General features: G+C 65.8%; 13 protein-coding genes. 2 read left to right on the top strand and 11 right to left on the bottom strand.

Annotated features, from left to right (window positions below; all coding sequences use genetic code 11):
* Positions 1–274: 274 nt before the first annotated feature.
* Positions 275–871, top strand: a complete 597-nt coding sequence (locus tag BRAS3809_RS15680) for a PepSY domain-containing protein (RefSeq protein ID WP_035656409.1) — start codon at positions 275–277, stop codon at positions 869–871.
* 75 nt (positions 872–946) lie between these two features.
* Here the strand turns inward: BRAS3809_RS15680 and BRAS3809_RS15675 are convergent, their stop codons facing one another.
* From BRAS3809_RS15675 to BRAS3809_RS15635, 9 genes are all read right to left on the bottom strand, one after another.
* Positions 947–1,642, bottom strand: coding sequence for a TetR/AcrR family transcriptional regulator (locus BRAS3809_RS15675; RefSeq protein WP_008963091.1), 696 nt, complete (start codon positions 1,640–1,642; stop codon positions 947–949).
* A gap of 150 nt (positions 1,643–1,792) precedes the next feature.
* Positions 1,793–2,515, bottom strand: a complete 723-nt coding sequence (locus tag BRAS3809_RS15670; RefSeq protein WP_008963090.1) for an HAD-IA family hydrolase — start codon at positions 2,513–2,515, stop codon at positions 1,793–1,795.
* Entirely contained in the window at positions 2,515–3,456 is a 942-nt protein-coding gene (gene cbbX, locus BRAS3809_RS15665; protein WP_008963089.1) for a CbbX protein, read from the bottom strand. Before cbbX ends, BRAS3809_RS15670 begins: the two co-directional genes overlap by 1 nt.
* Positions 3,457–3,617: 161 nt before the next feature.
* Complete coding sequence (locus tag BRAS3809_RS15660) at positions 3,618–4,037, bottom strand: ribulose bisphosphate carboxylase small subunit (protein WP_008963088.1); 420 nt, start codon at positions 4,035–4,037, stop codon at positions 3,618–3,620.
* Between the two features lie 76 nt (positions 4,038–4,113).
* Entirely contained in the window at positions 4,114–5,574 is a 1,461-nt protein-coding gene (locus BRAS3809_RS15655; RefSeq protein ID WP_008963087.1) for a form I ribulose bisphosphate carboxylase large subunit, read from the bottom strand.
* Positions 5,575–5,609: 35 nt separating this feature from the next.
* Positions 5,610–6,692, bottom strand: a complete 1,083-nt coding sequence (gene fba / locus BRAS3809_RS15650; RefSeq protein WP_008963086.1) for a class II fructose-bisphosphate aldolase — start codon at positions 6,690–6,692, stop codon at positions 5,610–5,612.
* 49 nt (positions 6,693–6,741) lie between these two features.
* Entirely contained in the window at positions 6,742–8,769 is a 2,028-nt protein-coding gene (gene tkt / locus BRAS3809_RS15645; protein ID WP_008963085.1) for a transketolase, read from the bottom strand.
* The gene (locus BRAS3809_RS15640; protein WP_008963084.1) at positions 8,766–9,641 is read right to left on the bottom strand and encodes a phosphoribulokinase; all 876 of its coding nucleotides are present in this window, start codon (positions 9,639–9,641) and stop codon (positions 8,766–8,768) included. The genes tkt and BRAS3809_RS15640 overlap by 4 nt, the downstream gene beginning before the upstream one ends.
* 73 nt (positions 9,642–9,714) lie before the next feature.
* Positions 9,715–10,767, bottom strand: a complete 1,053-nt coding sequence (locus BRAS3809_RS15635; RefSeq protein WP_008963083.1) for a class 1 fructose-bisphosphatase — start codon at positions 10,765–10,767, stop codon at positions 9,715–9,717.
* A gap of 164 nt (positions 10,768–10,931) precedes the next feature.
* Between BRAS3809_RS15635 and BRAS3809_RS15630 the strand changes: the two genes are divergently transcribed.
* Complete coding sequence (locus BRAS3809_RS15630; protein WP_008963082.1) at positions 10,932–11,852, top strand: LysR family transcriptional regulator; 921 nt, start codon at positions 10,932–10,934, stop codon at positions 11,850–11,852.
* A 48-nt stretch (positions 11,853–11,900) separates the two neighbouring features.
* Here the strand turns inward: BRAS3809_RS15630 and bchJ are convergent, their stop codons facing one another.
* Both bchJ and bchE read right to left on the bottom strand, forming a co-directional pair.
* Positions 11,901–12,617, bottom strand: a complete 717-nt coding sequence (bchJ, locus tag BRAS3809_RS15625) for a bacteriochlorophyll 4-vinyl reductase (RefSeq protein ID WP_008963081.1) — start codon at positions 12,615–12,617, stop codon at positions 11,901–11,903.
* A gap of 213 nt (positions 12,618–12,830) precedes the next feature.
* Positions 12,831–14,435 carry a magnesium-protoporphyrin IX monomethyl ester anaerobic oxidative cyclase gene (gene bchE, locus BRAS3809_RS15620; RefSeq protein ID WP_008963080.1) on the bottom strand — a complete coding sequence of 535 codons (1,605 nt, stop codon included), beginning with the start codon at positions 14,433–14,435 and terminating at the stop codon, positions 12,831–12,833.
* Between the last annotated feature and the right edge of the window lie 58 nt (positions 14,436–14,493).

The raw sequence follows: 14,493 nt of genomic DNA, 5'->3' as shown, positions 1-14,493 counted from the left end.
ACATCCGCGTGACATCTGTCGACGCTGGCGCGGCAATATCGGCCGCGATGGTGAGATGTCGACAACCTAACTCAGTTGTCGACAAACGCCCAGCATGGTGCGACTGAGGTTCCCCGTTGCTCCCTCGCATGCATGTGATCGCGGCCCAGGTTCTCCTCGTCGAGGCCACGTTGACACGTCGCGGCCGGGTGGCCTAAAGAAACGAAACAGTTTAGTTCTTAACGATCGATTCGGATATCGGGCCCACACTGCCGGGCGATTTGCGGAGCAGCCCATGACGCGCAAGGTCCTTTTCACGCTGATGCTGTCATGCTGGACGGCCATGGCGCCGATCGCTGCCCGGGCGACGGTCGACGATGCGAGCGCCACCCAGGCCCCTACCGACACACCATCGGTCTATGATCCGGCGCTCAGCCAGGAGGCGATCAACCGCGAGATCGACCGGTTCCGCAGATCGGAAGTGTCGCTGCATCAGGCGCTGCGGATCGCCGAGAAGATCCACCCGGGCTCGAAGACCGCCGACATCAGCTTCGAGGGCGGCCTCGACGTTCCCGTCTACAAGGTCCGCACCCTGCGCAGCGGCCAGATCTGGGAATTCGACATCGACAGCTCGACCGCCAAGGTGCTGAACAGCGTGCTGTTCTCGACAATGGACGGCCTCAGCGAAACGGATCGCAACAGCCTGGCCGCGCTCAACGGCGTCACGCTCAAGATGTCCGACGCGATCAGGATCGCGGAACGGTCCGCTGCGGGCCGGGCGATCAGCGGCGGCCTCATCAGCAAGGACGGCAAGCTCGCCTTCATCGTCGTCGTGGTCAGCGGCAAGGATCTGAAGCAGGTGACGCTCGAACCGACGCCCCGCCGACGCTGAGACCCACGCGCCTCGACGCGCGCGGGGGAGAGTGGCCAGCGGCGGCATCTCACTGCGGCCGACGTGCCTGTCGACTCAGGTCTTGGCATAGAGCGCAAGAAAGATCCTGACGCGCTCGCGCACGAAGCCCGGCATCTCCTTGCGAATGGTCCTCTCCTTCATGCCCATCAGTGCGCGCATCAGCAGCGGCAGCACGATCAGGTCGATGAAGATCTCCGCCATGGCTTCCGAGGCCTTGAGCGGCGCACGCTTGGGCGATGTGCCGGCCGCGCCGATGGTGTCCGCCAGCAGCACCGCGACCGCATGGGTCGACCGTTTGCGCGAAAGCTCGTGGAACTGGCAGCTGAGATCGGGAAAGCGATAGGCCTCGCCGATCGTCACCCGCAGCAATCCGATCGACTCCTTCAACGCGCGATCGACGATCGCCGTTGCGAGACCCGCCAGCTTCTCCTGAATGGTACCGGCGGGAGGCGTATAGGAGGAGCCCAGATTGGTCAGTTCGCCGATCGAGCGCTCGACGATGGCGGCAAACAGGGCCGGCTTGCCGGCATAGCGGGCATAGATGGTGGGCTTCGAGGCCGGCGCCCGCTCCGCGATCTCGTCGATGCTGGTGCCGTCGAAACCGCGCTCGAGAAACACCTGGCGCGCCGCATCCAGGATCCGCTCTTCGATGTTGCCGGCCAAGGCCTTTGGCGGCCGCCCAACCCTGCCGCGCAGCCCGACCGTGCGCGCGACGTCACTGCGTTTAACCTTGGCCTGCGTGCGGGCCATACTCTACGACCTCGACTCGACATGTCAGCATGTCGGCAAGGGATTACACGTTCTCAGCCGAACGGCAATAGAACGCAGGGCGCGCGGCAGCTATGCACACCGTGGTGTACATAATCCGACATGCCGGACGCACTCAAACATCAAGAGACATCAAACTATCAGCTCGCTGAGATCGTCGAGCACCGCGAGCGCGCCATCGAACGTATCGTCGTGAAAGTAGAGACTGCGCGTGATCAGTACGGGCACGCCGGCCCGGATCGCCGCCATCAGCCCGTTACCGGAATCCTCGACGGCGATACAACTCGCCGCCGGGAGATCGAGTTGTGACAAGACCTCGAGGTAGACGTCGGGCGCGGGCTTCTTGCGCGCGACATCATCGGCGGCGACGACGGCGGCGAATTTGGTCTCCCAGTCCATCCCCAGCACCGGTGCGAGCAACGCATCGATATTGACGCGCGTCGTCGTGGTCGCGATCGCCACCCGCTGCTCGCGCGCCCAGGCCGCATCGAGCAGCTCTCTGACGCCCGGGCGCAGCGGGCAGCCCTTGTCGGCCATCAGGGCGGCGAACCGCTCCGTCTTGATGCGGTGGAGCTTGGCGACGACCGCATCGCTCAACGGAGGACCGGACCGCCGCATCTGGTCGAAGGCGCGGATGCGCTCCTTGCCGCCGGCGACGCGCAACAGTTCCTTGTAGATCCGGCGTCCCCAATGCCAATCGATGCCGCCGGCGACGAAGGCCTCGTTGAAGGCCTCGCGGTGGATTTCCTCGGTCTCGGCCAAGGTTCCGTCGACATCGAGGATCAGTGCGCCGGCGTCCGCAATGCGGCGCCGGAGATCGTCCAGGGGTGAATTCTTCACCAACGCGAGACTCATCACTTCGACTCCGCTCTCACGTCGCCCTTGCTATCGGCTTGAGCAAACACGCGGCTCGCCAGCACGTCGCTGGCCTCGATCGACATCACGTCGTCGGATGTTAGCACACGGTCGAGCCGCGACACCAGCCGGTTGGCTTGTCGCAGCCGGACGCGATCCAAGGCATTGCGGATCGAGCGCGCATTGGAGAACAACGGCTGGGTCTTGCGCACCGCGATATACTTTTCGAACGCCACGCGCGCCTCGGGGGTAAAACGGTAGTTCTGCCCGTCCAGCATCATCTCCGCGATCGTCAGCAGCTCGCCCTCCGAGTAGTCGGGAAAGTCGATGTGATGCGCGATGCGCGAGCGGAACCCGGGATTGCTCTGAAAGAACTTCTCCATGCGGTCGGCATAGCCGGCCAGGATCACGACCAGATCCTCCCGCTGCGACTCCATGATCTGCAGCAGGATCTCGATCGACTCCTGGCCATAGTCGCGCTCGTTCTCGGGCCGATAGAGGTAATAGGCCTCGTCGATGAACAGCACGCCGCCCATCGCCTTCTTCAGCACCTCCTTGGTCTTCGGCGCGGTGTGGCCGATGTACTGGCCGACGAGATCGTCGCGGGTGACGCTGATGACGTGGCCGCGGCGGACGAAGCCGAGGCGGTGCAGGATGCCGGCCATGCGCAGCGCCACCGTGGTCTTGCCGGTGCCGGGATTGCCCGTGAACGACATGTGCAGGGTCGGGAACGTGGTCGCCAGGCCCATCTTCTGCCGGATGCGCTCCATCAGCAGCAGCGAAGCGATCTCGCGGATCCGGGTCTTGACCGGAACGAGGCCGACCAGTTCGCGGTCGAGCTGCTCGAGCACCGGCGCGATGTCCACGCTCTCGAACTCGCGGCGCAGGTCGATGGTGTCGACGGGCGTCGCCTCCTTGGCGTCCGCCTGCGTGGCCTGCATCATGGGCTGGTGCTCCGCTTGCCGAAGTTCACTCATGTTGGCGGCGGATCCTCCCGCGAACTCCGGCAAGCAGGGGCACCGTCAAATCGGACTTGATCAATGCGGCAGAGCCGGCGCCGACGTCTCCGCCCTGACCGGCGGAGACGCCAGCGCAGCCGTCATCAGGAGTAGCGCTCGCCCTCGGGGCGCTCGGCGGCGTAGGACCGGGTCGAGTAACGCATGTTGCGCCCGACCGTTTCCTGCCGGTCGAGACGGAAGCCCGGCTCGTTCTTCGGGCGGTTGACGATGAAGGACAGCCGGGTCGATTCCCAGCCATGGCTGGAGTCGAAGGCCGAGATGCGGATGTAGCGGTCACCATAGATCTTCCGGCATTCGGCGAGCTCCCGCATGATGCCGGCGGCATCGCGCAGGTCGAACATCGGCAGGCCCCACATCTCCCAATAGGTGTTGCGGGGATGCGGATCGTCGGTGAACTCGATGTTCACGGCCCAGCCCTTCTCGAGGCAGTACTGGATCTGGGCCGCGATCTGCTCGTCGGTCAGATCGGGCAGGAAGGAAAAGCACCCTTGGGTCACGCGCATGTTGAAATCTCCTTGGAATGGCGCAACCGCGCGAGCCGGTGTCCGGCTCGCTGAACGGCGCGCAATGAAGCGATGATCAGGCGGCGGGAGTGACGGCCGGGACGAAGTCCGGCGAGTCGGTCGATTCGTAGTTGAAGGTCACATCCTTCCAGACATCGAGCGCCTCGCGCAGCGGCGTGCAGGTCTGGGCCGCCTTGGCGAGAATCTCCGGGCCCTCGTGCACGTAGTCGCGGCCCTCGTTGCGGGCGAGGATCATCGCTTCGAGCGCGACGCGGTTGGCGGTCGCGCCGGCGGCGATGCCGCGGGGATGGCCGATGGTGCCGCCGCCGAACTGCAGCACGACGTCCTCGCCGAGCAGATCGAGCAGCTGGTGCATCTGGCCGGCATGGATGCCGCCCGACGCCACCGGCATCATCTTGTTGAGGCTAGCCCAATGCTGGTCGAAGAACACGCCGTGCTCGAGCCGCATCGGATTGAAGTCCTCGCGGCAGATGTCGTAATAGCCGCGCGTCGTGTTCGGATCGCCTTCGAGCTTGCCGACCACCGTGCCGGCATGGATGTGGTCGACGCCGGCGAGCCGCATCCATTTGGCGATGACGCGGAACGAGACGCCGTGGGCGCGCTGCCGGGTGTAGGTCGAGTGGCCGGCGCGATGCAGATGCAAGATCATGTCGTTCCTGCGCGCCCATTTCGCCATCGACTGGATCGCGGTGTAGCCGATCACCAGGTCGATCATGATGATGTTCGAGCCGAGCTCCTTGGCGAAGTCGGCGCGCTCATACATGTCCTCCATCGTCGCCGCGGTGACGTTGAGATAGGTGCCCTTGATCTCCCCGGTCGCCGCCTGCGCCTTGTTGACCGCCTCCATGCAGTACAGGAAGCGCTCGCGCCAATGCATGAACGGCTGCGAGTTGATGTTCTCGTCGTCCTTGGTGAAGTCGAGCCCGCCCTTCAGCGCCTCGTAGACGACCCGGCCGTAGTTGCGCCCGGACAGGCCGAGCTTCGGCTTGACGGTAGCGCCGAGCAAGGGACGACCGAACTTGTCGAGGCGCTCGCGCTCGACCACGATGCCGGTCGCCGGGCCCTGGAAGGTCTTCACATAGGCCACCGGCAACCGCATGTCCTCGAGCCGCAGCGCCTTCAGCGGCTTGAAGCCGAACACGTTGCCGATGATCGACGCCGTGAGGTTGGCGATCGAGCCCGGCTCGAACAGATCGAGGTCATAGGCGATGTAGGCGAAGTAGCTGCCGGGCGAGCCCGGCACCGGCTCGACCCGGTAGCACTTGGCGCGATACTTCTCGGCCGCGGTCAGACGGTCGGTCCAGACGACGGTCCAGGTCGCGGTCGAAGATTCACCGGCGACCGCCGCGCAGGCCTCGGTCGGATCGACGCCGTCCTGCGGCGTGACGCGGAACAGCGCGATCACGTCGGTGTCCTTGGGCTGATAGGACGGCTCCCAATAGCCCATCTTCTTGTATTCCATCACGCCGGACTTGTAGCGATCCTTGCCGCGCACCGTGATCGATTGGTCGTTCATGTGTTCCTCCTGAATGATGATTGTCGACGTTGACGTCACGCAGCTTCGGTCATTCCCCCGATCCGCGGATCGAGCGCGCCGGAGCGATAGCGCTTGGCCATCTCCGACAGCGGCAGGACCTTGATCTTCGATGCATTGCCGGCGGCGCCGAACTGCTCGAACCGCTCGCGGCACAGCTCACGCATCGAATCCATCGCCGGCTTGAGGAATTTGCGCGGATCGAACTCGCTCTTCGAGGACGAGCCGACCTTGCGGAAGATCGCGGTCATCGCCAGCCGGCAGTCGGTATCGATGTTGACCTTGCGCACGCCGTGGCGGATGCCGCGCACGATCTCCTCGACCGGCACGCCCCAGGTCTGCGGCATCTCGCCGCCGAACTGGTTGAACATGTCCTGCAGCGCCTGCGGGACCGATGAGGAGCCGTGCATGACCAGATGCGTGTTGGGCAGCCGGCGATGGATCTCCTCGATCACGTTCATCGCGAGGATCTCTCCGTCGGGCTGGCGCGAGAACTTGTAGGCGCCGTGCGACGTGCCCATCGCGATCGCCAGCGCGTCGACCTTGGTGGCGCGGACGAAATCGACTGCCTGGTCCGGATCGGTCAGCAGTTGCTCGCGGCTGACCTTGCCTTCCAGGCCGTGACCGTCCTCCTGCTCGCCGCCGCCGTGCTCCAGCGAGCCGAGCACGCCGAGCTCGCCCTCGACCGAGGCGCCGACCCAATGCGCCATGTCCGTGACGCGGCGGGTGATGTCGACGTTGTACTCATAGTCCGCGGCGGTCTTGGCGTCGGCCTTCAGCGAGCCGTCCATCATGACGGAGGTGAAGCCGTATTTGATCGCGGTCGCGCAGGTCGCCTCGTCGTTGCCGTGGTCCTGGTGCAGGCACAGCGGGATCTGCGGATACATTTCCTCCAGCGCGTCGATCATCTTCGACAGCATGATGTCGCCGGCATAGGAGCGGGCGCCGCGCGAGGCCTGGATGATCACGGGGGCGTCGACGGCGGCCGCCGCCTCCATGATCGCGAGCCCCTGCTCCATGTTGTTGATGTTGAACGCCGGCACGCCGTAACCGCGTTCGGCGGCATGGTCCAGCAATTGTCTGAGCGTGATCCGCGCCATGTCCGTCTCCGTCTCCGTCCCTGTTCGCTGTTGTGTTCTGTGGCGCGCGTCAGTGGGCGCGCGCCCGGATGATGTTGCGCATGGCCGCATCAGCGACCGCCGCCGGCGTGATGCCGAATTCCCGGTACAGCACGTCGGCCGGCGCCGAGGCGCCGAAGCCGTGCATGCCGACGAACTCGCCGGCATCGCCGAGCCAGCGCGCCCACTCGCCTTCGATGGCGGCCTCGACGCCGATGCGCGGTGCGCTGCCGAGCACCTCGGCGCGATACTCCGCGCTCTGCTTGCGGAACAATTCGAAGCATGGCGCCGACACCACCGCCGCCTTCACGCCCTCAGCCGCCAGCAGCTTGGCCGCCTCCAGCGCGATCGCCACCTCCGAGCCGGTCGCGATCAGCGTCACGTCACGGCCGGCTTCGGGCTCGACCACCACATAGGCGCCGAGCGCCACCTTGTTGTGGTCCGACGCCTCGGTGCGGAACGCCGGCAGCGCCTGGCGCGACAGGCACAACACCGACGGCGAGGTCTCGGCGCGCAGCGCGCAATCCCAGGCTTCCGCCGTCTCGACCGCATCGGCCGGACGGAACACAAGCAGATTCGGAATGGCCCGCAGGCTCGGGACATGCTCGACCGGCTGGTGCGTCGGGCCGTCCTCGCCGAGGCCGATGGAGTCGTGCGTCATCACATGGATGACGCGGATGCCCATCAGCGCGGCGAGACGGATCGCCGGACGGTTGTAGTCGGCAAAGGCGAGGAAGGTGCCGCCATAGGGAATGAAGCCGCCATGCAACGCGACCCCGTTCATGGCCGCGGCCATGGCGTGCTCGCGGACGCCGTAGTGGACATAGTTGCCGTCCATGCTCGACGGCGTCACCGATATGTGCGTCTTCGCCTTGGTCAGGTTGGAATGGGTCAGGTCGGCCGAGCCGCCAAGCAGGTTCGGCAGCACCGTCGCGATCACGTCGATGACGTTCTGCGACGCCTGGCGCGTGGCGATCTTCGGCTTCTCGGCGGTGAGCTGCGCGATGAACTGCGTCATACGCTCGGTGTAGGCCGCCGGCAGCTTCTTGTTCAGCGCATCGTGGCAGGGCGAGCGATCCGCGCTGCACTGCTTGCGGGCGCGCTCCTTCCAGGCCTGGCGCACGCTGCGGCCCCGCGCGCCGATCTCCCGCCAGCTCGCCAGGACGTCGGCCGGAATCTCGAACGGCCGGTGCGGCCAATGCAGCGCGGCGCGGGTCTTCTCGACCTCCTCCGGCCCGAGCGGCGCGCCATGCGCCTTCTCCGAGCCCTGCCGGCCGGGCGAGCCGAAGCCGATCGTGGTGCGGCAGGCGATCATGCTGGGCCGGTCGCTCTGCCGGGCCGCGGCAATGGCGGCCTCGATCGCCTGGGGATCGTGGCCATCGATGCGGCTGGTCGCCCAGCCCGAGGCCGCGAAGCGCGCAAGCTGATCGTCGGAGCAGGCAAGGCCGGTCGAGCCGTCGATCGAGATGCCGTTATCGTCAAACAGAACAATCAGGCGATTGAGCCGCAGATGCCCGGCGAGCGAGATCGCCTCGTGACTGATGCCCTCCATCAGGCAGCCATCGCCGGCGATCACATAGGTGTAGTGATCGACGAGGTCGTCGCCATAGCGCGCGTTCATCAGCCGCTCGGCGAGCGCCATGCCGACGGCGGTCGCGATGCCCTGCCCCAGCGGCCCGGTGGTGGTCTCGACGCCCGGCGTGTGGCCGTACTCCGGATGCCCCGGCGTCTTGGCGCCCCATTGCCGGAACGCCTTGATCTCGTCGATCGTCACCGCCTCGTAGCCGGTGAGATGCAGCAGCGCGTAGAGCAGCATCGAGCCGTGACCGGCCGACAGCACGAAGCGGTCGCGATCCGGCCAGGCCGGATCGGCCGGATCGAACTTCATGAAGCGCGAGAACAGCACGGTGGCGACATCGGCCATGCCCATCGGCATGCCCGGATGGCCGGACTTCGCCTTCTCCACGGCATCGATCGCCAGGAATCGGATGGCGTTCGCCATCTCGGCATGGGCCGGATCGGTCTTGGCTGCAGCCTTTTGCAGGGCGTTGGCGGTCATAGCGTGCGCCTCTTTCGGTCCATCAGTTGCATGATCATCGGGGTGAGAATGAGCTGCATGGCGAGGTCGAGCTTCGAGCCATGGATCACGATCGAATTGGCGCGCGACATGAAGCTGCCCTGGATCATCGACAGCAGATAGGGGAAGTCGATGCCGCGCGGGTTCTTGAGGCGGATCACGACCATCGATTCGTCGGGCGTCGGGATCCAGCGCGCGATGAACGGGTTCGACGTGTCGACCGTCGGCACGCGCTGGAAGTTGATGTCGGTCTCGGAGAATTGCGGGATGATGTAGTTCACATAGTCCGGCATGCGGCGCAGGATGGTGTCGGTGACCGCTTCGGTGGTGTAGCCGCGCGAAGCGCGGTCGCGGTGCAGCTTCTGGATCCATTCGAGATTGATGACCGGCACGACCCCGATCTTCAGGTCGGCATGCTGGGCGATGTTGACCTTCTCGGTGACGACGGCGCCGTGCAGGCCCTCGTAGAACAGCAGGTCTGAATCCTCCGGCAGGCGGCTCCATTCGGTGAAGGTGCCGGGCCGGGCATCGTAGAGCCGCGCCTCCTCGTCGTCGTGCACGTAGTGCCGGGTGGTGCCGGTGCCCGTCTCGGAATAGTCGCGGAAGGTCTTCTCGAGCTCCTCGAACAGGTTGGTCTCGGGGCTGAAATGGCTGAAGTGCTTGTTGCCGCGCTCGGCCTCCTCGACCATCTTGCGGCGCATCTCCTCGCGATTGTAGCGATGGAAGGCATCGCCCTCGATATAGGCCGCCTTGACGTTCTCACGGCGGAAGATGTTCTCGAAAGTCTTCTTGACCGACGTGGTGCCCGCACCGGACGAGCCCGTGATCGAGATGATGGGATGACGACGTGACATGCGTTTTCTCCGGAAGTCTCGCCCGAGCCAGGGATGCGTAGCGGATGCTTGGCGGATGCTCGGCCGTGCGCGATCAGCGGAACAGGCCGCGGCGGGCGAACAGGGGCGCGTCGCTGGTCTCGAACAGCGGCTCGACGCCCTCATGCAGCTGATCGACATCGCGCACCAGGCGGACGTCGCCCATGATCAGCGGTGCGCGCTGATGCGGCGAGCGCGCCGACAATTCGAGGATGCGCGCACGGCCGCTCGAGGCGGAGCCGCCGGCCCATTCCATGATCAGCGCCATCGGATGCGCCTCATAGACCAGCCGCAGCCGGCCCTCGCGATAGCCGGGGCGGGAATCGGCCGGATAGAGGAAGACGCCGCCGCGCATCAGGATGCGATAGGCCTCGGCCACCAGCGAGGCGATCCAGCGCATGTTGAAGTCGCGGCCGCGCGGACCCGCCGCGCCGGACAGGCACTCGTCGACATAGTTGCGGACCGTGCCGCTCCAGTGCCGGCGGTTCGAGGCGTTGATCGCGAACTCCGGCGTATCCTGCGGGATGCGGATGCCCGACTTGGCGAGGATGAACTCGTGCAGGGTCGGATGCAGGACATAGAGGTCGACGCGATGGTCGATCGCCAGCACCAGGCAGGTCTGCGGGCCGTAGACGAAGAAGCCGGCGGCGCGCTGCGCCGTGCCGGGCTCGAAGAAGGTGGAGAGCACGTCGCGGCCGCGCGGCCGGATCGAGAAGATGGTGCCGACCGAAATATTGTTCTGCAGGTTCGAGGAGCCGTCGAGCGGATCGATCGCCACGCAAAGTGGGGCAGCCTCATTGACCGTTTCCGGCCGATCGCCCTCTTCCGACAGGATGCCGGCGACCGGGGCGCGGCGCAGCGCCTCGCGCATCAGATTGTCGGCGACGATGTCGAGCGCCTTCTGGATGTCGCCGTCGGTGTTGACGGTGGCGGCGCCCTCATCGACGCCGGACAGCGGCGCGATGGCGATCTGCCGCGCGAGCTCGCGCGCGGCGTCGGCAAGGGCTTCGATGACCGCGGCGCAGTCGGCATCCGCCCCTTGGGATGCCAGATGCGCCTGCAAGGTCTGATGATGATCCATCGGGTGATTCAAGGACGGATGATTCATGGGCCACTCCCTCGCCATCAGCTCCTCTGCCGGGAGCTTGATGAAGCCGCACGAATGCGTCGTGCCGCGCTGCTATCAACACTCGATTTGCCTGATTAGGGAAATTTCAATATCTTTGGATCGACCAAAGTTTTCCTTATGCGATCGATATCATCGAGGGTTCCATGAGCCGCCACTTCGCCCGCGACCTCACCATTCGCCAGCTTCGTGCCCTGGTGGCCGTGCAGAATTCGGGATCGGTGACGTCCGCGGCCGGCCGCCTGAACCTGACGCAGCCGGCCGTCACGCTGCAGATTCGCAACCTTCAGGAGCTCGCCGGGCTGCCGCTGATCCAGCGCACCACGGACGGCATGATCCTGACCGAGGCCGGCCACAGCGTGCTGGCGCTCGCCGAGCGCGTCGAATCGGCCCTGCAGGATTGCGAGCAGGCGCTGGACATTCTCGCCGGCCGCAGCGGCGGGCGCGTGGCGATCGGCGCGGTCTCGACCGCAAAATATTTCGTGCCGTTCGCAATTGCGGAGTTTTCGCGGCGCTTCCCCAAGATCGACGTGACGTTGCGGATCGGCAACCGCGACAGCCTGCGCGAGGCGCTGCGCGGCTATGACCTCGACATCGTCATCATGGGCCGGCCGCCGGCGGACATTCCCGTCGACATGCGCCCGTTCGGCAAGCATCCGCATGTCATCATCGCGCCGGCGGGCCACCGGCTCGCCCGCCGCAAGCGCATCGCGGCCGAGGACCTTGCCGACGAGGTGTTCATCACCCGCGAGCCGGGATCGGGAACCCGGCTGCTGATGGAGACCTTCTTCGACAAGCACCGCCTGCAGCCCAAGACCAGCATGGAGATGGACAGCAACGAGACCATCAAGCAGGCCGTGATCGCCGGGCTCGGCATCGCCTTCATCTCGCAGCACACCGTCGCCCATGAGCTCGGCGAGGGCCGGCTGGTGACGCTGAAGGTGGTGGGACTGCCGATCATCCGGCAATGGCATGCGGTACGGCGCGCCGACAAGCTGCTGCTGCCCCCGGCGCAGGCGATGCTCGACTTCTTCGGCAAGGAGGGCGCGCGCTTCCTGCCCCGCTGAGCGCGACACCCGAAGCCATGACGGTGTCGCCTCGCGCATGGCGTGATCTCACCAGTCGATCACGAAGCGGCAGGCGGAGGCGCCCATGGCCTCGCAACTGATCTCGCGCGCGCGGGCACTCCGATGCACGAGCCGGGCGAACAGGGTTTCGAAGGTGGCGGCGTAGAAGTCGCAGATGGGGTGGTCCGTCCCCTGCCCGCGGCACAGCGGGCAATGGCTGATCTCGTAAGTCGTCGGCCGGCCCGGACGGCCGGTGAAGATGCCGGTGCCGGCGAAGGTCCAGGCATGGGCCGAGATCGCGCGCGACAGCGCATGGCTGGCGAGGCGCGCCGGCAGGATGCGAAGCAAGCGCTGGGCGGCTGCGGGAATGCGGTGCGCGAGCAGATAGGCCGCGGTCAGTTGTCCCGCCTTGACGCTGACCGCGCGGGCGGCATCGTCGTCCAACACGGCTCTGAGGGCGCGATGCAGGCGGATGACCTCGGTCTCATCCACCATATCGGCCGGCGGCGACGTGAGATAGGCCTCCAGCCCCGCGACCGCGAAAACGCAATGCGCGGCGTCTTCTCCCGCGAGCAGGCGCAGCGCCTCCGCGGTCTGAATGATCGCATTCGGGCCGATGCGCCCGGCATGCGCCTGATGTTCTGACTGATGTTCTGACTGATGTTTGACCGCAGGAGCGCGCCGGCCACCGTCCTTCGAGACGCCCGCCAGCGGCGGGCGCCTCAGGACGAGGGCTTCGTTCGAGGCGCGGTCCGCGACGCTCATGATCTTGTCCGCCTCTCCAACAACACAGGGTCACTTCGCCGATGGTCCGATGTGCAGCGCGGCTTTCGGCGCTTGCCCCTCATGGTGAGGAGCGCCGCTTGCGGCGCGTCTCGAACCTTGAGGCCGCGGGCGGCACCGCCTCCATCGAAACGGCGAGACCCGAGGCAAAGGCCGCGCGGCAGCTGGAAGTGCTGGGCGCGCGTGCCGTGCATCTCAATTCACCCTGGTCTCGGCCTCGTCGCTCATCTGCTCGGTGCCGCCGCCGCAGGCCATCAATTGCGCCTGCTGCGGTCCGGTCAGCTTGCGATTATGGCTCGTCTTCCACTCGACCTTGCCCGGCTCGGCGCGCTTGCGGGAGGTGTCGAAGCCGAAATCGACCTTGCCCTTGGATTGCGGTCCCCAGTAGTTGACGCGGCCGAGGTCGTAGAACTTGCGCTCGAAGCCCGACTTCAGGAACGCCTTGAGGCAGCCGAGCAGATAGCGCCGCCGCTCGCCGGAGCCGGCCCATGGGTACGAGAACAGCGCCTTGTGCATGTAGAAGCGCCGGTAGTTGTTCATCACGCCATCGAGCAGCTCGCCGCGGTCCATCGCGTCCGGCTTCATGATCGGCGTGACGAAATTGTACTTCTCGTAGTCGAAGATCTCGACCTTGTCGCCGAGGTCGCGGAACAGGTCCGAGAACGGCCACGGCGTGTACATCGCCCAGTTGGCGAGGTCCGGCTTCCAGTCGCGCGCCATCTGGTAGGTCTCTTCCAGCGTCTCGCGGGTCTCGTTCTCGAGGCCGACGATGAACTGCGCCTCGACGACGATGCCCGCGTCGCGCAACAGCTGGATCGCCTTCTTGTTCTGCGCGACCGTGGTCTCCTTGTTGAAGCGGTCGAGCTTCATCTGCGCGGCGGCTTCTGTGCCGAGCGAGACGTGGATCAGGCCGGCCTTGCGGTACAGCGGCAGCAGCGCCTCGTCGCGCAGGATATCGGTGACGCGGGTGTTGATGCCCCAGAGGATCTTGAGGTCGCGGCGGATCAGCTCCTCGCAGAACGCGACGAACTTCTTCTTGTTGATGGTCGGCTCCTCGTCGGCGAGGATGAAAAAGCCGACGTCGTGCTCGCGCATCAATGTCTCGATCTCGTCGACCACCTTCTTCGGATCGCGGATGCGATAGTCGCGCCAGAACTTCCACTGCGAGCAGAAGCTGCATGTGAACGGGCAGCCGCGCGCCATGTTGGGAATGGCGACGCGCTTGTTCATCGGGATGTAGATATATTTGCTCCATTCGAGCACGCTCCAATCGGGCGTGATCGCGTCGAGATTCTTCACCGTCGGCGCCGCCACCGTGGCCACCACCTCGCTGCCGTCGCGATAGGCGATGCCCTTGATGCTGCGGCGGTGATTGGTCCAGCGGCCGTCCTCGCGCGCGCGCATCAGGTCGACGATGATCTCCTCACCCTCGCCGCGCACGATGGCGTCGATCCACGGTGCTTCGGTCAGCACCTGCTGATACATGAAGGTGGCGTGGATACCGCCGAGCACGGTGAGCGCGTCGGGATGCTCTTCTTTCGCGATCTCCAGCAGGCGCTCGGCCTTGTAGATCGAGGGCGTGATCGCGGTGCAGCCGATGACGTCGGGCTTCTCGCTGCGCAGGATGGCGCGGACCTGCTCCTCGGAGAGGTCGTTGGTCATCGCGTCGATGAAGCGGAGATCGGTGAAGCCGGCCGCCTTCAGCGCGCCGGAGATGTAGGCCGCCCAGGCCGGCGGCCAATTGCCGGCGATCTCGGCACCGCCGGAGTGATAATTCGGATGCAGCAACAGAATCCGCACGGCGTCCTCCCCCGATTATCAATTTGTCCAGTCATCCTAACGTCAAGCTGGATTGACA

The organism is Bradyrhizobium sp. STM 3809 (assembly GCF_000239795.1).
Classification (GTDB): domain Bacteria; phylum Pseudomonadota; class Alphaproteobacteria; order Rhizobiales; family Xanthobacteraceae; genus Bradyrhizobium.
Note: the sequence above shows the minus strand (reverse complement) of the source record. Positions and strands in the feature narration are given on the sequence as shown.